This window comes from Streptomyces sp. NPDC021224 (assembly GCF_044332905.1).
Lineage (GTDB): Bacteria > Actinomycetota > Actinomycetes > Streptomycetales > Streptomycetaceae > Actinacidiphila.
This window is the reverse complement of the sequence record NZ_JBIRPW010000001.1, coordinates 278,205-297,514: the sequence shown is the minus strand read 5'-3', so window position 1 is coordinate 297,514 and position 19,310 is coordinate 278,205. Positions and strand designations below refer to the sequence as shown.

The 19,310-nt window shown below is 74.9% G+C and carries 15 protein-coding genes; 11 read left to right on the top strand and 4 right to left on the bottom strand.

What is annotated here, in order from left to right; all coding sequences use genetic code 11:
• Window positions 1-27 precede the first annotated feature (27 nt).
• Together ACH4PY_RS01235 and ACH4PY_RS01230 are read right to left on the bottom strand one after the other, a co-directional pair.
• A complete protein-coding gene (locus ACH4PY_RS01235) occupies window positions 28-2,256 on the bottom strand; it encodes an MMPL family transporter (RefSeq protein WP_398174393.1) in 2,229 nt (742 codons plus the stop codon).
• A 547-nt stretch (window positions 2,257-2,803) separates the two neighbouring features.
• Window positions 2,804-4,063, bottom strand: coding sequence for a beta-ketoacyl-[acyl-carrier-protein] synthase family protein (locus ACH4PY_RS01230; RefSeq protein ID WP_398174390.1), 1,260 nt, complete (start codon window positions 4,061-4,063; stop codon window positions 2,804-2,806).
• Between the two features lie 182 nt (window positions 4,064-4,245).
• Between ACH4PY_RS01230 and ACH4PY_RS01225 the strand changes: the two genes are divergently transcribed.
• The gene (locus ACH4PY_RS01225) at window positions 4,246-4,929 is read left to right on the top strand and encodes a lysophospholipid acyltransferase family protein (RefSeq protein ID WP_398174387.1); all 684 of its coding nucleotides are present in this window, start codon (window positions 4,246-4,248) and stop codon (window positions 4,927-4,929) included.
• On the opposite strand, the gene ACH4PY_RS01220 is transcribed toward ACH4PY_RS01225, so the two are convergent.
• Window positions 4,884-6,068: an alpha/beta fold hydrolase gene (locus ACH4PY_RS01220; RefSeq protein ID WP_398174384.1), complete on the bottom strand. Its 1,185-nt coding sequence runs from the start codon at window positions 6,066-6,068 to the stop codon at window positions 4,884-4,886. The genes ACH4PY_RS01225 and ACH4PY_RS01220 overlap by 46 nt on opposite strands.
• Before the next feature lie 390 nt (window positions 6,069-6,458).
• On the opposite strand from ACH4PY_RS01220, the gene ACH4PY_RS01215 reads away from it, so the two are divergent.
• From ACH4PY_RS01215 to ACH4PY_RS01200, 4 genes are all read left to right on the top strand, one after another.
• Entirely contained in the window at window positions 6,459-7,874 is a 1,416-nt protein-coding gene (locus ACH4PY_RS01215; RefSeq protein WP_398174381.1) for an FAD-dependent oxidoreductase, read from the top strand.
• Window positions 7,875-7,909: 35 nt separating this feature from the next.
• Window positions 7,910-8,860 carry an oxygenase MpaB family protein gene (locus ACH4PY_RS01210; RefSeq protein ID WP_398174378.1) on the top strand — a complete coding sequence of 317 codons (951 nt, stop codon included), beginning with the start codon at window positions 7,910-7,912 and terminating at the stop codon, window positions 8,858-8,860.
• A 55-nt stretch (window positions 8,861-8,915) separates the two neighbouring features.
• The gene (locus ACH4PY_RS01205) at window positions 8,916-10,367 is read left to right on the top strand and encodes a hypothetical protein (protein ID WP_398174375.1); all 1,452 of its coding nucleotides are present in this window, start codon (window positions 8,916-8,918) and stop codon (window positions 10,365-10,367) included.
• Window positions 10,368-10,735: 368 nt separating this feature from the next.
• Window positions 10,736-11,284 (top strand): hypothetical protein, encoded by a 549-nt coding sequence (locus ACH4PY_RS01200; RefSeq protein WP_398174372.1) that lies wholly within the window; start codon window positions 10,736-10,738, stop codon window positions 11,282-11,284.
• Between the two features lie 146 nt (window positions 11,285-11,430).
• On the opposite strand, the gene ACH4PY_RS01195 is transcribed toward ACH4PY_RS01200, so the two are convergent.
• Window positions 11,431-12,690: a methyltransferase gene (locus ACH4PY_RS01195; protein ID WP_398174368.1), complete on the bottom strand. Its 1,260-nt coding sequence runs from the start codon at window positions 12,688-12,690 to the stop codon at window positions 11,431-11,433.
• Window positions 12,691-12,911: 221 nt separating this feature from the next.
• On the opposite strand from ACH4PY_RS01195, the gene ACH4PY_RS01190 reads away from it, so the two are divergent.
• The 6 genes from ACH4PY_RS01190 (at window position 12,912) to ACH4PY_RS01165 (ending at window position 19,296) form a co-directional block, all read left to right on the top strand.
• A complete protein-coding gene (locus ACH4PY_RS01190) occupies window positions 12,912-15,299 on the top strand; it encodes an ATP-binding protein (RefSeq protein WP_398174365.1) in 2,388 nt (795 codons plus the stop codon).
• Window positions 15,300-15,470: 171 nt separating this feature from the next.
• Window positions 15,471-15,659, top strand: a complete 189-nt coding sequence (locus ACH4PY_RS01185; protein ID WP_398174362.1) for a hypothetical protein — start codon at window positions 15,471-15,473, stop codon at window positions 15,657-15,659.
• A gap of 16 nt (window positions 15,660-15,675) precedes the next feature.
• Window positions 15,676-16,389 carry a hypothetical protein gene (locus ACH4PY_RS01180; RefSeq protein WP_398174359.1) on the top strand — a complete coding sequence of 238 codons (714 nt, stop codon included), beginning with the start codon at window positions 15,676-15,678 and terminating at the stop codon, window positions 16,387-16,389.
• Window positions 16,386-17,318, top strand: a complete 933-nt coding sequence (locus ACH4PY_RS01175) for a DUF6895 family protein (RefSeq protein WP_398174356.1) — start codon at window positions 16,386-16,388, stop codon at window positions 17,316-17,318. Before ACH4PY_RS01180 ends, ACH4PY_RS01175 begins: the two co-directional genes overlap by 4 nt.
• On the top strand, window positions 17,315-18,244 hold the full coding sequence (locus ACH4PY_RS01170) for a DUF6895 family protein (protein WP_398174352.1): 930 nt from the start codon (window positions 17,315-17,317) through the stop codon (window positions 18,242-18,244). The genes ACH4PY_RS01175 and ACH4PY_RS01170 overlap by 4 nt, the downstream gene beginning before the upstream one ends.
• Window positions 18,241-19,296, top strand: a complete 1,056-nt coding sequence (locus tag ACH4PY_RS01165; protein WP_398174349.1) for a serine hydrolase domain-containing protein — start codon at window positions 18,241-18,243, stop codon at window positions 19,294-19,296. Before ACH4PY_RS01170 ends, ACH4PY_RS01165 begins: the two co-directional genes overlap by 4 nt.
• Window positions 19,297-19,310: the final 14 nt, after the last annotated feature.

The following is a 19,310-nucleotide window of genomic DNA, read 5'->3' as shown; positions in this document are numbered from 1 at the left end:
CACTTCGTTGGGACACGGGAACGGGGATCAGGGACGGACGCCGAGCCGGGCATGGGCGCGCGAAAGCGCCTTCGGCGCCCACCAGTTGGCGCGCCCGGCCAGCTTCATGACGGCGGGCACGAGCAGCGCGCGGATCACCACCGCGTCCAGCACCAGCGCGAACGCGACACCCACGCCGAAGAGCTTGGTCACCTCGATGCGCGAGGCGGCCATCATGGCCATGAGCACCGACAGCACCAGAGCCGCGGACGTCAGCAGACCCCCGGTGCGGCTCAGCCCGTGCGCGACCGCCGCGCGCATGTCGCCGGACGCGCGGTACTCCTCCTGCACCCGCGACAGCAGGAAGACCTCGTAGTCGACGGTCAGCACGAAGACGATGACGCCCGCGAGCACCGGCGTGGAGATCTCCAGCCGCCCGTCCACCGTGAAGTCGCCCAGCACACCCCGCAGATGGCCGTCCTGGAAGACCCACACCAGGACCCCCAGCGTCGCCGCCAGGCTCAGCGCGGACATCGCGAGCGCCTTCACCGGCACCACCACGCTGCCGGTGAAGAGGAAGAGGAAGAACGCCAGGCACGCCCCGACGATCCCCAGCACCCACGGCAGCCGCGACGTGATCGCGTCCTTCGTGTCCGCGACGCTCGCCGCGAATCCGCCCACCATCACCCGCGGGTCGGGCCGCTCCGCCCGCAGCGTCCGCACCAACTGCTGCGCCTGCTCCGAGTCGTACGCGCCCGCCGTCACGATCTCCGCGTACGCGCCGCCCGGCGCGGTGTGGCGGCGCGCGGTCGCCACGTCGTCGTCCACCACCCGCCCGTGCACCAGCACGCCCGTGGGACCCGTCACGCTCACCACACCCGGCAGCTCGGAGACGTCCGCGAGATAGCGCGCGTCGGACCGCCCCGGCCCGCCCGGCAGCACCAGCCGCACCGGCCGCAGCACGCGCGCGTCGAAGGCCGCGTCCACCCGGTGCGAGGCCTGCTGCACGGGGGAGTCGGGGGCGAGTACCCGCTCGTCGCTGATCGTCACCCGCGCCCCCAGCGCGGGCGCCGCGAGCGCGACCAGCAGCACACCCACCGCCGCGAGCCACAGCAGCGGGCGCCGCATCACCGTGTGCGCGACACGGTGCCACGGGCTCCCGCACCGCGCCGCCAGCCGTCGGCGCAGCGGCCCGAACGGGTCCAGGCGCTCCAGCGCGCCCCCCGCCAGCAGCAGCAGCGCGGGCAGCAGCACGACCGCGCACAGCGCCGCCAGCAGCGTCACCGCGATGACCGCCACCGCCATCGAGGACAGGAAGTACAGCGGCACCAGCAGCAGGGCCGCCGCGCACGACGCGACCGTCAGCGCCGAGAACACCACCGTGCGGCCCGCCGTCCGCACCGCCGCCGCCACCGCCTCCTCCCGCGAACGGCCCGGCCCGCACTCCTCCCGGTACCGGCTCACGATCAGCAGGCAGTAGTCCACCGCGAGCCCGAAGCCCAGCGACGTCGTGAGGTTCACCGTCAGGATCGACACCGGCGCGAACGCGGCATACACCCGCAGGACCAGCAGCGCGCCCGCCACCGCCACACCGCCCACCGCGACCGGCAGCAGCCCCGCCACCAGCGAGCCCAGCGCCACCACCAGGATCAGCAGCGTCAGCGGCCCGCCCAGGAACTCCGCCCGCTCCACGTCGTGCCGCGTCTGCGCGACGATCTCGGTCCGCGTCGGACCCGGCCCCGCCGCGGTGAGCGTCAGCGGCCCGTGCCGCCCCGCGAACTCCTTCACCAGCCGCTCCGACGCGTACGTGGCCTGCGTGTCGTCACCGCGCAGCCGCACGGTCAGCAGCGCCTCGCGCCGATCGGCCGAACGCAGCTCGTCCGTCGGCGAGTTCCAGTACGCGTGCACCGCCGTCACATCCGGCGACGCCGCCAGCCCCGCCACGATCCGCCGCCCCTCCGCGGCGGCCCCCGGCGCGTCCACGGTCCCGCTCCCCGCCCGCGCCAGCAGCAGCAATTGCGGCTCCCCCGCACCGAAATGCGCGTCCAGCCACTGATCGGCGGCGCCCGCCTCCGCGTTGTCCGCGATGTAACCCCCCAACGACAGATGGTCCTTGAGGTCGTACGACCCCGCCGCCGCGAAGGCCGCGCACAGCACGGCCAGCACGACCGTGAGCCACGGCCGCCGGGCCCGCACGCGGCGGGGCTCGGGCTTCCCGGGCCGCACGCGTCCCGGCGGCGTCGCGGTGCGGCTCGCTGCCGCGTGGAGCTCGGTCATCGGATTCCACCCACGAGGTGGCAAAACGTACGCACTTGACGCTTCCTACCGGCCCGACCCCCTCTTTGTCCCGCCGCCACCGGCGTTCTCCCTCCCCCTCACCCAACTGGGCCCCCCGGGCTGCCTCTTGCGGCGGCAGTTCGCCGTCCGCCCGGTGGGGGCTTGTCGCGCAGTTCCCCGCGCCCCTAAAAACGGGTGCTCTCCCACGCGCCCGTGCCCCAGGGCCCCGGAAAAACGGGTGCTGTCCCGCGCAGCCGTGCCCAAAGACACTCACCCCCACCGGCGGCCAGCCGCTGAACCGGCTGGAGGGGGACGGTGCGGGGTGCCCCCGCAGGAATGCGCTGGGAGGGGCTCAGCTCCTACGTAGGAGGGTGAAGGCGCATTCCGAGGAGGTGCCCCGTGGCGGCACCCGACCCGCCCACCGGCGCGCCGCGCAAGGGGCGCGGGGGGGGCACCCCCCAGGCGAAGCTCTGGGGGAGAACTGCGCGCTCAGCCCCCCACAAAGGGAAGGTCGCACGACGAACCGCAACAAGCAGAAACGGAGCGCTCACACCGAGCGCAGCACAAGCACCGTGTTGTGCCCCCCGAACCCGAACGAGTTGCTCAGCGCGGTGAGCGGCCCGTCGAAGGGGAGTTCGCGGGGCTTGTCCCGGATGACGTCCAGGCCCAGCGCCAGCACCTCCGCGTCGACCGCGTCGAGGTTGAGGACGGGTGGTGCCAGACGCTCGTGGAGGGCGAGCACCGCCGCGATCGTCTGGACGGCGCCGGACGCCCCGAGCATGTGCCCGGTCATGGACTTCGTCGCGGTGACCGCGGCATGCCGCACCGCGGCGGGCCCGAGGACGCGGGCGAGCGCGCGGGCCTCGGCGAGGTCGCCCACGGGCGTGCCCGTCGCGTGCGCACCGACGTGCGCGACGTCGTACGGCGAGGCGTCCGCGTCGCCGAGCGCGGCGGCGAGCGCCTCGGCGACCCCGCGCCCGGCGGGGTCGGGCTGCGCGAGGTGGTGGGCGTCGGCGGAGGTGCCGTATCCGGCGATCTCCGCGTAGGCGCGGGCGCCGCGCCGCGCGGCGTGCGCGGCGGACTCCAGGACGAGGACGCCCGCGCCCTCGCCGAGGACGAATCCGTCGCGGTCGGCGTCGAACGGCCGGGACGCGGCCTCGGGTTCGGCGTTGCGCCGCGACATCGCCCGCATCGCGGCGAACGCCGCGAACGCGAGCGGGTGGACGACGGCTTCGCAGCCGCCGGCGAGGACGACGTCGGCGCGGCCGCCGCGGATGAGGTCGCAGGCCCAGGCGATCGCGTCGGCCCCGCTGGCGCACGCGCTGACGGCGGCGTGGCTGCCGCCGTGCGCGCCGAATTCCATGCTGATGCGCGCACTTGCCGCGTTGGGCATGAGTTTGGGGATGGTGAGGGGCGGTACCGCGCGGGCGCCGCCCGCGGTCATGGCGTCCCAACTGCCCAGCAGGGTGTGCCAGCCGCCGACGGCGGAGCTGACGACGGTGGCGAGCCGCCGTGGTTCGACGGCGGCCCCGGCCAGCCCCGCGTCGGCCCAGGCCTCGCGTGCGGCGACGAGCGCGAACTGCGCGGAGCGGTCGAGCCGCCGGGCCTCGACCCGGTCCAGCACCTGCGTGGGCTCGCACGCGGCGGGTGCGGCGATGCGTACGGGGAGTTCGTCGGCCCAGGGCTGGGTCAGCGCCCGCACCCCGGAGGTGCCGGCCAGCAGGGACTGCCAGAAGGCGGTGCTGTCGCCGCCGACCGGGGTCGTCGCACCGAGTCCGGTCACGACGACGCGGATACGTTTTTCCACCTGTGCCTCCTGGCGTGTCCGGTCCGCGGCGGGGACGGCCGCGGCGAGGGAACCCGTAGCTCAGTCAAGCCGCGCCGCGGGCCCCGCCCGATGGCGACGCACTGTGGCAAAGCGGTGAATTCCGCCCGGAACGCCGGGCGTCGGGCGGGCCGGTGGCCGGGCGTCCCGGTAGACGAGGCGCCATGGCCTACCTCTACGACACCTTCCGGCTGCTGGGCAGCCGTCCGCTGCGCGCGCTGTGGGATCTCGACATCAGCGGCGCGCACCATGTCCCGCGCGCCACAGGCGCGATCGTCGCGGCCAACCACCTGTCGGTGTGCGACGAGTACTTCCTGATGTCCGCGGTGCCGCGGCGGATGACGTTCTGGGCCAAGGAGGAGTACTTCACCGGGACGGGTGCGAGCGGCGCGGGGATGCGGCTGCTGATGCGCGGGCTGGGCGCCATCCCGGTGCAACGGGCGGGCGGGCGCGAGGCGTTGGCGGCGCTGGCGGCGGCGCTTCCGGTGCTGCACGGCGGCGGCCTGGTGTGCGTCTACCCGGAGGGCACGCGCTCGCCGGACGGCCGCCTCTACCGCGGCCGGACGGGTGTGGCGCATCTGGCGATGGCCGCGGGGGTGCCGGTGGTGCCGGTCGGCATCACGGGCACCGACCGGGTGCAGCCCATCGGCCGCCGCCTTCCGGCGTGGGAGCGCGGCGCGGTGCGGATCCGTTTCGGCGCCCCGCTGCTCCCGCCGCCCGTCCCGGACGGCTCCGTGCCGCGTACTGCGCGGGAGTTCACCGCTGCGGTGATGGAGTCCGTCCGGGAGCTGAGCGGGCTGCCCTACGTGGGGACGTTCGCCCCGCCCCGCGCGCGGGCGGCCGCCTGAGGGGCGGGGACGGGTGCCCGGCCGGTGAGTTCGGCGACGACGAGCGGGAAGACGTCGCGGGCGGCGTCCTTGCCGATGAAGACGTCCTGGTGCCCGTAGCCCTCCAGGAGGTGCAGGGTGTGCGCCTCGCGCGGGCGCCGCGCGGTGAAGTGCTCGTGGCTGCGGATCTGGCTCACCGGGTCGAAGCAGGCGTTGGCCGCGCCGGTCAGGAAGACGCAGCGGGCGTCGGTACGGGGGTCGGCGGCGGCGAAGTCCGCGGGCAGCAGCGGGTTTGCGGTGACGGAGACGAGGCTGCCGCGGCGAACGCAGCGGTCGATCTGCCGGAAGAAGTCGACGGGCGCCCAGCCGAACTCGTCGCGCAGCCACTCGTGCGTGGCCGCGTCCAGGTTCTCGTGCCGCCACAGCGTGGGATGGCCCGCGCCGAACATGAAACTGGCCATGCGGCACACCCCGTTGTCGCACTCGCGGTGCAGCGCGCCCGCCGCGGCGCAGGTCAGGCGGGGGACGAGTCCGCGCGGGCCGTTGCCCCACTGGGCGTCGACGTAGCGGGAGAAGGCGCCGAAGGCCGGGGTGAGCCAGCGCAGTTTGCGGGCGGCCGCGCGCGGTACGACGGGGTGCAGCGACACCGCGCTGGAGACGAACGTGTCGACCTGCGGCACCAGCCCGGCGATCAGCGCCATGACGAAGCTCGTGGAGCCCTGGCAGTGCGCGACGACCGGCAGCCGGTCGGCGCCGGTGTGCCGCAGGACCGCGGCGACCGCCGCCGGGTGGTCGTACGCGGCCGCGTCGTCGAGCGTCCAGGGCGCCGGCGGCCGGTCCACGCTGGCCCGCCAGTTCTCCAGCCACACGTCGAATCCGGCGGCGAGCAGCGCGTCGACGATCGTGTGCCCGGTGGGCGGCCGGAAGGTCGCGGCGCGCACCCCGGCGCCGTGCACGAGCAGGACGGGGCCGCGGGTGGGGGCGTGCGGCCCGCGGACGTTGATCAGACCGAGCGCCGTGCCGTCGCCCGCCCGGAAGGGCACGACGCAGTCGGCGCTCGCGGCCGGTGTCCGGAGGGGGCGGGCCGCGCCGCCCGCCCGTCCGGCCGTGCGCTCGTCCGTCCCGTCGTTCCTGCTGATCGCGCTGCGCAATGCGTCCACCTGATCGTCCTGTCCTACTGGTCGGGTCGAGACCCGGTGGGGCCGGAACCGCGCCGCACCGGACCGGGTCGTGGTTTTCCGCTCGCTCCCGGCGGACGATACCGACCAAATTGTGGCGGTGCGTCCGGCAGTTGAGTGAATTGGGGACGTCGTACCCGAAATACCCCGGTTGCCCGGGGTCAATTGCGGTTGACTGTGCTCGACAGCGGCGACGGCGGCCCGAATTCAGCGCGGCCGAACGTTCCGCGGCGCCACCGCGCCCTCCGCGCCGCCGCGGCCTCCGGCCGCCGCGTTCCGCACCACCTGCCAGCGCACACCGCAACCACCCCGTTTCGGCCGCCCCTTTCGGCCGTTCCGATCACGCCGACACGTTCCGGGAGTCCTGCCACCATGAGCACGCTGATCACCGACGGCAGCCGTACGTACGCCGCCGAGGCCGCCGGGCTGGCCCGCCCGCGCGACGCCCGCGAGGTGCGTGACGTGCTCGTCCGCGCCCGCGGGGCCGGTACGGGGGTGTGCGTCCGCGGCGGCGGCTGGAACCAGGGCGGTCTGAACATCGCCGACGGGGCCGTGCAGATCGACACCCGAGCCCTGGACCGCATCATCGACATCGACGTCGCGGCCCGCACCGCGCGCGTCCAGGCGGGGGTGACGTGGGACGCGCTGCGCGAGGCGCTCGACCCGCTGGGCCTGTCGCCGCGCGTGACGCAGAGCTACGGGGTCTTCACCGTCGGCGGCTCGGTGAGCATCAACGCGCACGGCCGCAACATCGACACCGGCGTGCTCGCCGCGACCGTGGTGAGCCTGCGCGTCATGCTCGCCGACGGCGAGATCGTCACCGCCGACCGGGAGCGCGAGCCGGACGTCTTCCGTCTGGTCCTCGGCGGGCTCGGCCTGGTCGGTGTCCTGCTGGACGTCACGATCGAACTCACCGAGAACCACGAATACCGCAAGTCGCGCGTAGCGGTGATGCCGACCGGCGAATATCCGCGGACGCTCCGCGAGGTCACCGCCGCCGCCACCGCGGAACCGGCGGCAAGCCCCGTGCATTTCCATTACGCGCGGCTCGCCGTCACCCCGTCCGAGCTGTGGGAGAAACTGCTGTGCGTCGACTACCGCCTCACCCCGGGCGGGCGCAGCCGGGAACCCGTGCGCAGCGAGCCGCTCGGCCGCGTCGATCTGCTCAAGCAGCGCGGGCTCTTCCTCGGCTGCACCTACAGCTCGTGGATGCGCGAGCGCCGCTTCGGGTGGGAGGTGCAGCACCGGGCGCGGATGGAGACCGTGCGGCGCAACAACGTCGCCAAGGAGTCGATCCAGGCGCTGAGCATCCCGCGGAAACGGTCCGGCTACTGGCTCCAGGAGTTCTTCCTGCCCGCGCACCGCATCACCGAATTCCTCGACGCGGGACGGACGGTGCTGCGTGCCGAAAGGTTCCAGCTGCTCAACACGACGCTGCGTTTCGTGCCCCGCAACACCGACGCCTTCCTGTCGTACGCGACCGAGGACCGTGTCGCCGCCGTCGTCTACTTCCGCCAGCCGCTCGACGAGGCCGCCATCGCCCGCACCGTGCACGTGATGCGCGCGCTGCTGGACTGCGCCCTCGCCGTGCGCGGCACGTACTACCTCAGCTACCACCGCTACGCCACGGGGGAGCAACTGCGCCGCGCGTACCCGGCCGTCGACGACTTCTTCCGCTGGAAGGCCAAGCTGGACCCGGAGTCGACCTTCCGCAACCAGTTCTGGACGCACTACGCCGACGCGGAGGGCGATGCGGCGAGGTCGGTGCCCGGCGAGGCCGCGCGGTGACCCCCTCCCCTTCCGACCCGAGCCCGGAGCGCCCCATGCACCCCGTACAGCGCGCACCTCTGCGGACCCTGGACCACGGCCTGTTCGGGCCGGAGTCGGTCAGCTGGAAGGTGTGGGCCGCGCCGACCTCCCTCGTCGGCTTCCAGCGCGCCATCGTCCTGGAGCACCTCGACCCGCTGCTCGCCGCGGCCGCCGCCGACAGCGGCGGCATGTACCGCAACCCGCACGGCCGCTTCGACCAGACCTTCGGCTACCTGCTCACCGTCGCGCTCGGCGACGCCCGTACCGCCGTGCGCACCGCCGAGACCGTCACCCGTGTGCACACCCGCGTCACCGGCACCGACCCGGTGACCGGCCGCCGCTACAGCGCGAACAGCCCCGCCTCGCAGCTGTGGGTGCACATCGTCGCGTGGGAGTCGATGCAGACGTGCTACGAGGCGTACGGGCCGGGCCGGTTGAGCCACGCCGAGGACCGCCGGTACTGGGCGGAGTGCGCGACCGCCGCCGGGCTGCAGACCTGCGCGCCCGCCGACGTGCCCCGCTCGCGCGCCGAAGTCGCCGCGTACTACGCCGGGTTGCGGCCCGCGTTGTGCACGTCGGAGCGCGCCAACGACGGCATGCGCTACCTGCTCCACCCGCCGCTGCGCAGCGTCGGGCCCCGGCTCGGCGCGGTGTCGCGGGTCACGGCCGCGCTGACCCTGGCGACGATGCCGGAGTGGTTCTGGCGCGTCACCGGCTTCCCCCGTCCGCGCCGGACCACCGCCGCCGTACGGCTCGGCCGTCCGCTGCTGCGCCGGGCGATGCGGCTGACCGCCCGCCCCTCGCTCGCCGTCCCGTTCACCACGTCCATCGCCCCGACCTGCGGGCACGTCCTGCGCGAGCACTTCACGGCCCAACCGCCGCTTGAGCACGTGACGTTGACGGTGGACGAGGCGCGTGCCCGCTACTCCGCCCGCCGGGCGGGGGCGCGGGCGGGGGTGGGCTGAGCGAAGGGCGAGCGGGGCGGGCGCGGAGCCGCGGACTCCGTGGCACCATCGCCGCATGACTGCTCCCGGGCCCGCCGCCTCCCGCGAGGGGTCCGCACTCGCGGTGCTCGGGGCGCTGGCCGACCGCTCGTGGGAGATCGTCGGCGAGTGCGCCGACGCCCGCCGCTACAACCGCGGACTGCTCGCCGGTACCGCCGACATCTGGGACAACAACACCCTGCCCTTCTTCCGCGCCGCCGAGTCGGCGACGCCCTGGACACGGGAGTTCCACGCGCGGACGGCCCTGCGGTGGATGGCCGATCTCGGCACGGAACGGCAGGCGTGGATCCGGGAGTGCGCGGCCGCGGCCGGGCTCGCGATCCCGGTAGGGCTGCCGCGGCAGGCACCCTACGACGGCGGCCCCGAGCGCGAGTACGACGGCCGGGTGAGCCCTCCCCGGGGCCGGCTCACCCCCGCTCTGGCCGACGGCCTGCCCGGCGACTACGACCTGGACGCGGTCGAGCTGCGCGCCTTCGGCGCCGAACGCGCCGGTGAACGGCTCGACGCCCGCCTGCGGGTACGCGTCGCGCGCCGCTTCCCCGCGCCGGGCGCCGTCCCCGGCGCCCAGGCCGAACTGACCGTCCACCTCACGGACGTCGGCACGATCGACATCGACATCACCGACGCCCGCAGCCTCTCCGTGCGCGCGTGGGAGGGTGGTTGGCGCGTCGGGCTCGGCTCACGCGGGGTGCTGCGCGCGGCGGGCGCGGACCTCTTCATCGACGACGTCCGCTGGCACCTGTCCCCCTCCGGCCGCCGCGCCGACGCCACGCTGCCGCGGCGTGTGCCGCGGGACCGCAGGCGGGCCCGCCGTCCCCCGTACGTCATCGTTGCCCGGGACACCGACACCGCCGCGGCGGTCATGCGCTGGGCCATGGTCGTCGTCCGCCGGGTGCGCTTCTCCGATGCCGCGCACGAGCCGCCGCTCGCCGCGCTGCACCGCACCTTCGCGGGTGCGGGCGCGGACGTGATCGCGGCGGGCACGCACTTCTCGTTCCGGCGCCGGGAGGCGGCCTACCGCGAGCTGCTCCAGGAGTGGTTCCGGCGCGGCGGCCCGGAGCTGGTACCCGTCTTCCGGGAGGCGCTGGAGATGGTGCCGCACCGCCCGGACGTGCCCGGCCTGCTGCCGGACCCCGCCCCGGCACCGCCCGTGCCCGCACCGATCCCGCCCGGGGGGATGCTGCGCGCGGTGTCGTACGTGTCCGGGCACCCGCCCGGGGAAAGCCGCGAGGACCGGGGTCAGCTGCTGGTCCATCTGGCCGTCCCGCCTGCCGGGGGCGGCGGGGAGCGGTGGCCGATGGCCACGCTGGAAGGGCCCGACCCGACCGGACTGCGGCTGCGCACCGAGGCGTTCACGGGCGCGGCCGGCCTCGTCCGGGAGGGCGGAACGCTCTCCGTACGGGACGGGGCCCTCACCGCCGTGACGGCGGGGGAGTGGACCCGCGGGGAAACCGGAACGCTTTCGTAACGATTCGCATGCCGCTGTCGCAGCGGCGACGTCGCGGCGGCAATCCGCACTCCGCCGTGACAAACGGAGTCCCTCCTACCCCACAAGCATGCTTTACGTCCCAATTGCACCAAGATCACGGTGACTTGACGTACCGTCGCGTCCATCCGAACGTCCGCTCGGATTCACCGGGGGGCAAATACGGAAGTGCTGCCCCATTCCCGTGGATACGAGACCGGAACTCACGCCCCAGACGTTTCTGCGGTAGCTCCACGCTCATTCGGGTCACCGTTCACAGCGCTGCGCGATGAGCTGACGTGCGGCACGTCAGGCGCTAGTCTCAGCCGCCGACTGACAAATAGTTCAAACGCGCAGGGAGACAACACGCCATGACGTACGAGGTGCCGCCGCCCCCTGGCCCGCCGGCTCCGCCGCCGAACGCGGGTGGCCGGCCCGGGGGCTCGTTCGACCCCAACTCCGTCAATCGCCTCGACTGGGCGATTCTCGGTGTCGGGGCCCTTCTCTTCATCTTCTCGTTCTTCAGCTACGAGCACTATTCCATCAGCTTCATGGGACAGCACGCGAGCCACAGCTGGAACGCGTGGACCTTCGGTCACGGCTTCTTCATCGCGTGGTTCGCGATGGCGATAGGCGTGGTCTCCGCGGGCGTGCTCGCGATCTCCCTCTTCTCGCCGACCGTGTCGCTGCCGGCCCCTCCGCGGATGCTCACCTTCGTGGGCTTCGTGGTCAGCCTCGTGCTCTACATCATCGCGATCTTCGCGCACGACGACTTCGGCGACGTCGTCAGCCACGCCTTCGGCTTCTGGATCAGCCTGATCCTGGCCGCGGCCGGCGCGGTGCTCGCGCTCATGCGCGCCCAGCAGACCAACACCGCTCTGCCGGGCCCGTTCGCGAGCCTGCCGCGCATCGGCGCCTGAGACCCTCCCGCACGTCGGGCCGTCCGCCCCCCAACTCCCCGGGGCGGGCGGCCCGTCGTGCTTTCCGCCGCCGGCCGACACCCCCCGTGGGTGTCGGTCGGGGCGGCCTCGGAGGCCGCGTGCGCGGCCGTGCGGCCCGGCGGGGGTCAGGCCGGTGTCGCCTCCAGGATCGACAGCGGGGACGCCGTCGGGACCGTGCGGGCCAGGTGGAAGCCGGCGGTGGTCAGGAGGGTGCGGAATTCGGCCTCGGTGCGTTCGCGGCCGCCGACCAGGAGGAGCATGTCGAGGTCGGAGAGCTTGCCGGGGTGGGCGCCGTTGCCCTCGGGGATGATGAGTTCGATGACCAGGAGGCGGCCGCCGGGGGCGATGGCGCGGCGCACGTTGCGCAGGATCAGCGCCACCTCCTCGTCGGGCCAGTTGTGGAGGACGTTCTTGAGCAGGTAGCAGTCGCCGCCCTCCGGCACGTGCTCCAGGAAGGAGCCGGCCTCGACGGAGCCGCGGCCGGTGAGGCCCGCCTCGCGCAGGGTGTCCTCCGCGCCCGCGACCGCCGAGGACAGGTCGAAGACGGTGCCGGTGGTGTGCGGGGCCCGCGCCAGGATCGCGGCGAGCATCGCGCCCTGGCCGCCGCCGACGTCCACGACGGAGGTGAAGGGGGTGAAGTCGTAGGCGGCGGTGACGGGCGCGAGGGTGAAGTGCGAGAAGTCGCTCATGGCGTCGTTGAAGACGTCGGCCAGTTCCTCGTTCTTCTCGAAGAACGTCCAGACGTCGACACCGCGGACCTTCTCCATGACGGGTTCGCCGGTGCGTACGGCGTCCAGCAGGTAGGACCAGTGCTCGCGCTGCTCGGGCACGTTGGTGAACATCGCGATCGAGCGCAGCGACATCTGCGCGTCCGAGCGCAGCGTGCTCGCGAGCGGGGTCAGCGCGTAGCGGCCGGAGCGGTCGGCGCGGAAGACGCCGTAGCTCGCCAGCGCCCGCAGCAGCCGGTGGACGCCGTCCGGGTCGGCGCCGACCGTCCGGGCGATCTCCTTCGGGGTGTGCGGGCCGTCGGCGAGCGCGTCGGCGATGCCGAGGGTGGCGGCGACCTGGAGGGCCTGGCTCACCATCCCCGCGGTGATCATCTCCAGCATGGTGACGGGGGGCGGCATCATCTTCTGGTGCAGCCGGAAGACGCTCTCGCGGAGCCGTTCGACGATCCGCACGAGCCGGGGCGGCGGCATCTTCCGGCCGCCGGGCACGGGCCGGTTCCCCGCCGCCCGGTGCGCTTCGGGGGACGGTAAGGACTGCGGGGCCCGCGCCGCCTCCGCCTCCGGCCGGACCTCGCGCGCCTCCCGGTCCTCGCGCGCCTTGCTGATGTCCGACACCTTCTGGTCCTGGGTCCGGCTTCCCGGCGGGTTCCCCGACATCGCAACTCCCTACGGTACGTAGCCCCGTCGTCACCCCGCGGTTTCGCGCGTCGCGGACCGGTCGTGTCGGCGACACCTGGGTGGCGGGTTCTCGTCCCAGCGTGTCCGTCCCATGAGTTGTCAGGCAGAATTGTCGCGGGAGACGAGACAAAGACGGGCTAGCGGTCTGGGGGAGGCTGGTGGGACGCCCCGAACGAGCCGTCGATCCCGGGACCGGGCCGGTGGCCGAATTCGCCGCGCAGTTACGTGCCTTGCGGCAGTCCGCCGGAGCGCCGTCCTACCGGACGATGGCCCGCGCGGCACACTACTCCGCGTCCACCCTCGCCCGCGCCGCCGGCGGCAGCGCCCTGCCGACCCTGGACGTCGCCCTCGCCTATGTCGAGGCGTGCGGCGGGGATCAGGCCGCGTGGCGCGAGCAGTGGCGCAACGTGGTGTCGGGTACGCGGCGCGGGGCCGCCCGCCCGGTGCCGTCCCCGGTGCCGGTGCCGCGGGTCAAGAGCCCGCCGCCCGACGTGCCCACGCCCCGCCAGCTTCCGGCCGGCACCCGGCACTTCACCGGCCGGGACGAGGAACTGCGGCGGATCTCCGCCCAGTTGCTGACGCGCGACACCGAAGACGCGGCCCCACAGGGCCAGTGCGCCGTCGTCACCACCGTCTGCGGCGGTGGCGGGATGGGCAAGACGAGCCTCGTCCTGGAGTGGGCCCGGCGGCACGCGGCCGCCTTCCCCGACGGCCAGCTCTACGTCAACCTGCGCGGATTCGACTCCGGCGGCCCGCCCGTCGATCCGGCCACCGCCCTGCAGGGCTTCCTCCAGGCGCTGGGGATGCCGCAGGAGGCGATCCCGCCCGCGCTCGACGCGCAGGCGGCGCTCTACCGCAGCATGGTCGCCGGGCGGCGGATGCTGGTGGTGCTGGACGACGCGGCCGACACCCGGCAGGTGGTGCCGCTGCTGCCGGGCAGCGGCTCGGCCCCCGTGCTGGTCACGAGCCGGCGGCGGCTGGACGGGCTGGCCACCACGCACGACGCGCGCCGCATCCGGCTCGACGCGCTGCCCGCCGACGACGCGCGCGAGCTGCTCAGCCGGCGCCTGGGGCTGGAGCGGGTGGCCGCGGAGCCCGCGGCGGCCGAGGAGATCCTCGACCGCTGCGGCGGCCTGCCGCTCGCGCTGACGATCGCGGCGGCGCGCTGGGGCGCCCGGGACGGCTTCCCGCTCGCCGACCTGGCCGCCGAACTGCGCGACGAGAGCGCCCGGTTGGACGCGCTGGAGGTCGAGGGCTCGCTCGTGGGCCTGCGGGCGGCGCTGGAGTCGTCGTACCGGGCGCTGTCCGAACCGGCGGCGGCGCTGTTCGCGCTGCTGGGGTCGGTGCCGTACGCGGAGGTCAGCACGGAGGCGGCGGCCGGTCTGACGGGTCAGCCGCCGCAGCGGACCGCGGCGCTGCTGCGCGAGCTGGACGACGCGCACCTGGTGGCGCAGCCGGTCCCGGGCCGCTACCGCACGCACGCCCTGGTGCGGCTGTACGCGGCCGAGCGGGGCCGGGCGCAGCCGCGCGCGCAGGTGGAGGCGGCGTGTGCCCGGCTCGACGACTTCTACCTGCACTCCCTCTTCCGGGCCGAGCGCCGGCTCTACCCGCAGCGGGCGGCCATCGCGCTGCCCGAGCCGGTCGAGGGGGCCGGGCCGATGCGTTTCACGGGGCTCACGGAGGCGCTGGCCTGGCTCGACACCGAGTACGTCAACCTCGCGGTGCTGCGTGAGGACGCCGTCGCGCGCGGCCGTCACGAGGTGGTCTGGAAGACGGCGTGGGCCCTGATGACGTACCGCATCCGGCGCGGCAGGATGCGGGACGACCTGGTGTCGTGGCGGGACGCGCTGGCGGCGCTGCCGCACCTGGCCGGGCAGCCCGAGGCGGCGTACATGGTGCGCTGCGGCTACGGCGGCGCCAGTGTGCGGGCGGGCCGGCACACGGAGGGCCTGCCGCACCTGCGGCGGGCCAGGGCGCTGGCGGAGGCGGCCGGAGACGTGTTCTGCCTGGCCGAGGCGCACTTCCACCTGGCCGCCGCCGACCACTACGCGGGCGAGGGCCGCCAGTCGCTGGCCGACGCCACGCAGGCGCTCGCCCTCTTCCGTACGCTCGGCGACCCGGTCTGGATCGGGCTGTCCCTGAACGCGGCCGCCCGCGCCGCCACCCACGTCGGCGCCTACCGCGAGGCGCACGCCCACGCGCAGGCCGCGTACGTCCTGGCGCGCGCGCACGAGCAGACCGACGCGGAGGCCGAGGCCTCCGTCAACCTCGGCTTCATCGCCCAGCGCACCGGCGACCCGGCCTCCGCCCTGGCGCACTACGAGCACGCGGTGCGCATCCACCGCACCCGCCGCAACGTCTACTTCGAGGCCGACGTCCTCGAACAACTCGGTTACGCCCAGGCGCATCTGGGCCGCGCCGCCGCCGCCCGCGCCGCCTGGCGGCAGGCCGCCGAGTCCTACCGCGTCCAGTGGCGCCTGCCCGAGGCCGACCGCGTGGACCGCCTGCTGTCCGACCACCCCGACGCGGGCACCCCGCTGATCCCGACCCCGTCCGGGATCATGTGCTTCTCCGTCGTCCGGACCTGACCGGACCGGCTCGGAAGGGCTCGGACCACATCGGACCGGCCCGGACCGGGCTCCGGGCCGCTGGGACAGCAGGGCGAATCCCGTGCGAGCACTGGGCCCCGCTGTCCGATTTGCGGGCATATGCCAGCGATGTCAGCCTGGAGATCCAACCGGAAAGAAGGAGATGGTCCCATGGCTACGGAGCTGACAGCCCCGGTCGAGACGGCGGCGCTCGCCGCTGAGGTCGAAGGACTGCTGGATTCCGCAGAACCGGAAGGCATCTACCGCGACAGCCGCGAGTGCTTCGGCGGCCTGCTCCTCGCAGGACTGCTGCTCGTGTCGCCCCCGACCCCCCGGCCCGTGAAGACGGACGACCGCTGACGGCAAGGGGAGACCATTGGCCGAGCAGGCGCAGGAGAACTCTCCCCTGAGCGCTGCGGTGGCCGATGTCGCCAACGGAGTCGCCCTCGCCCTTGACGGCGAGGGCGGCTCCTACGCGCTGTCGGCCCTTCTCGCACAGGACGACCGGGTGGCGCTCGCCGCGATCCGGGTACTGGGCGCGGATGTGCTCGCGCCCTACGCGCTGGGGCCGGACCCCGCGCGGGGCGGCGGGGACGCGCCCGACGCACGGCTCGTACGGGAGGCGCTGGCCGCCTACCCGCCGGGGGCCGACGCCTCCGACGTGTCGTGGTGGAGCTACCGCGGGCTCGCCGAGGCGTCCCGCGCCTATCTGCCCGCGGCCGCGGACGTGCTGACCGACGCGGCGGGCGGCGGGGACGACGTGTGGGTGCGCACCGACCCGTGGCCCAAGCTCGCGCACCGCGCCGCCCAGCTCGCCGCCCTCTCGCTGCCGAGCCTGGCGCCCGCGCTCGCGTCGGGCCTGGCCGCGCGGACGGACGACCTCGCGCGCGGCTTCGTGCGGGCGGTGCGGCGGCGCGACTGGCTCCAGGCCTCCGGGATCGGGCGCTGGCTGGTGCGCGCCCCGGACGTCCCCGGCTCGCTCGGGCTCGACGCGGGCCTGGTGTACGTCCACCGGATGAGCGGTGGCGACCCCCGGGTGGCCCTGCACACCACGGCCGCCCGCCGCTTCCCCGGCGGCGGCCCCCGGTGAGCCCGGCGGAGGGGGCCGACGGGCTCGGCCACCTCCTCGACGACGTCGCCGTCGGGGCGCTGCGCCGGCTCGACGCCATGCGCCCGTGCTTCCGGCTGCCCGCCGACGTCACGACCGACGCCGATCCCAACCTCACCCTCAAGCCGCTCGGGGAGCTGGCCGAGCTGATGCGGGTCGTCGTCGCCCTGCATCCGCTGTCCGCCGTCCGGGACGCGGCCGCCGAGCTGTTCGCCTTCGCGTGGAAGGAGGCGCGCGGCGGCGAGCTGTTCGCCGAGCTGGTGCACGGCGAGCCCGCGGCGACGTATCCGGTGGAGCTGTACGGGGTCTTCGCGGGCGCGGGCCTGCGGCATCCGGGGGCCGAGGAGCTGATCGGCGCGACGACGGGGCTGCGCCGGTGGCGGGTCGCCCGCGACGACCACACCCGCACGCTCGGCGTGCTCAACGCGGAGTCCCGTATCGGCCTGCCGCCGCACGCCGACTTCGCCGACGTCCTCGCCCGTACCGGCCTGGGGCTGCGCCCGGAGCCGTGGGCGCTGGACCGCACGGGCGCGTACGGGATCACGCACGACGTCTTCCACACCACCGACTGGGGCCGGGCGCCCGAGCGGCTGCCCGCGGACCTCGCGGCGTACCTGCGGCTGTGGCTGCCCGCCTGGACGCAGGTCTGGTCCGAGGAGCGGCTGTGGGACCTGACGGGCGAGTTCCTGGCGGTGGCCGCGTGCCTGCCGGGGTGCCCGCCGGACCCGCAGATGTGGGCCCGCTTCGCCGCCGCCCGCACCCCCGACGGCGCCGTGCCGGAGAGCGGCGACCCGCCGCCGCCGGGCGCGACGGAGCACGAGACCTTCCTCGCCTGCTACCACTCCACCCTCGTGGCCGTCTTCGCGGCCACGCTCGCCCGAGCATCCATGGAAAGCGAGGCCACACCGTGACCGCGAGCGCCGCATCTCCCGCGCTGCTGCACGCCGTCGGCGACCGGGCGCTGGCCTGGCTGGACGCCAACCGCGAGCACTTCCGGCTCACCGACGACGACCGCGCCACGGGCCGCGGGATCGTCGAACGGCTCAAGCCGGTCGGCGAATTGGCGGTCAACATGCGGGTGCTCGCGCGCGAGGGCGTCGCGGGCTCGCGGCAGCACGAGGCCTCCACACGGCTGCTGGACTTCGCGTGGCGCGACCTGCTCGACGGCGGCAACCTGCTGGCCGAACTCCAGCGCCAGGAGCCGATGTCGCCCGTCCCGCTGGAGATCTACGCGAGCCTGCACGAGCTGGGCCACCGCCACCCCGGCCTGGAGGCGGCCATCAACCTCGCCCGCACGACGGTGAGCTGGCAGGCCCTGGAGATGATGCCGAACCGGCGGCTCGGGGTGCTCAACGCCGAGCGCAAGATCGGGCTGATGCCCAGCGGCGACCGGGAGCAGGCCCTCGCGGCGACCTGGCTCGGCCGCACGCCCGAACCGTGGACCGTACAGCTGCACATCGCCTACCACATCACGCACACCGTCTTCCATCTCACCGACTGGGGCGCGGACCCGGACGGCATCCCGCCCGCCGTCGCCGACTACCTCGCGCGCTACCTGCCCGCGTGGCTGGAGGACTGGGCCGAACTCGAACACTGGGACCTGGTCGGCGAGTTGCTGGTGGTCGACGCGTGCCTGCCGCGCCCCGCGCTGGACCCCTCGCTGTGGGAGCGGTACGCCGCCGTGCAGGGCCCCGACGGCGCCATGCCGGTGCGCGGCGCGCTGCCCGAGGGCGACCCGGCCACCGTCTTCGACGAGGTCCACCACCCCACGCTGGTCGCGGCGTTCGCGTCCGCGATGGCCACCTCGCGCGCGCTGTCCGCGGACGTGGCGGCGTGACGGCGACCCTCCCGCCGCCCACCACCGCCTCCGCCACGGCCCCCGAAGTCCCGCTGGCGCAGGCCGCCGTGGCACGCGTCCGCGCTCCCGACGTCGTCCTCGCCGTCAGCCGCGCGGGCCGCCGCACCTACACGACGGGCGGTACGGATACGGGCGGCGGCGGGCGCGAGCAGCTCGCGTACGGGCTCGGCTCGCTCACCAAGACGTTCACGGTGCTGCTGCTGGCCGACCTCGCCCGCGCGGGCGCCCTCACCCTCGACGACCCGCTCACCGCCCACCTCCCGGACAGCGGCGCGGGCCCGTACCGCGCCGCCGCCGACCGCATCACCCTGCGCCACCTGGCCACCCACACCTCGGGCCTGCCCCGCGTGCCGCGCGACCTGCTGGCCCCCGCGGTCCTGCACCCGCAGACCAACGGCTACGCCGGGTACACCCGCGAGCGCCTGCTCGCCGCCCTCGCCGCCACCCGCCCGCGGCACGCGCCCGGCACCCGCTGGCACTACTCCAACCTCGGCATCGCCCTGCTCGGCCCGGTCCTGGAGCGCGCGGGCGGCGCCCCCTACCCCGAGTTGCTGGCCCGCCGCGTGCTGCGCCCGCTCGGCCTGACCGGCGCGGGGGTCGGCCCGGACGCGGCCACCGCGGCGGCCCCGGCCACCGGGTACCTGGGGAACGGCCGCACCCCCGTGCCCGCCGTCGACATGGCGGCCTTCGCCCCCGCGGGCGGCCTGCTCGCCACCCCCGCGGACCTGCTCACGTACGCCGAGGCCCTGCTCGACCCGCGGGCGGGGGCGCTGCGCGACGTGCAGGTGCCGCAACTGCGCCGCCGCACGCCCCGGCACCGCGGCGAGGTGCACACGCTGACCTGGTACCAGCACCCGGCGCCCGGCGGCCCGCTGCTCTTCCACGCGGGCGCGACCTTCGGCCAGCAGTGCTTCCTGGGCTTCCACCCGGCGACCCGCACGGCGGTCGCGGGCTTCGCGACCCGGCACGACCGGCTGACCGCGATCGTCGGCGCGTCGTACGGGCTGCTGCACGCCCTCACGGCGTTGTGATCATCGGAATCGGT

Coding starts and splice junctions, on each gene's coding strand:
- ACH4PY_RS01235 (WP_398174393.1), bottom strand. CDS start 2,256: ATGACCGAGCTCCACGCGGCAGCGAGCCGCACCGCGACGCCGCCGGGA.
- ACH4PY_RS01225 (WP_398174387.1), top strand. CDS start 4,246: ATGGCCTACCTCTACGACACCTTCCGGCTGCTGGGCAGCCGTCCGCTG.
- ACH4PY_RS01215 (WP_398174381.1), top strand. CDS start 6,459: ATGAGCACGCTGATCACCGACGGCAGCCGTACGTACGCCGCCGAGGCC.
- ACH4PY_RS01210 (WP_398174378.1), top strand. CDS start 7,910: ATGCACCCCGTACAGCGCGCACCTCTGCGGACCCTGGACCACGGCCTG.
- ACH4PY_RS01205 (WP_398174375.1), top strand. CDS start 8,916: ATGACTGCTCCCGGGCCCGCCGCCTCCCGCGAGGGGTCCGCACTCGCG.
- ACH4PY_RS01200 (WP_398174372.1), top strand. CDS start 10,736: ATGACGTACGAGGTGCCGCCGCCCCCTGGCCCGCCGGCTCCGCCGCCG.
- ACH4PY_RS01195 (WP_398174368.1), bottom strand. CDS start 12,690: ATGTCGGGGAACCCGCCGGGAAGCCGGACCCAGGACCAGAAGGTGTCG.
- ACH4PY_RS01185 (WP_398174362.1), top strand. CDS start 15,471: ATGGCTACGGAGCTGACAGCCCCGGTCGAGACGGCGGCGCTCGCCGCT.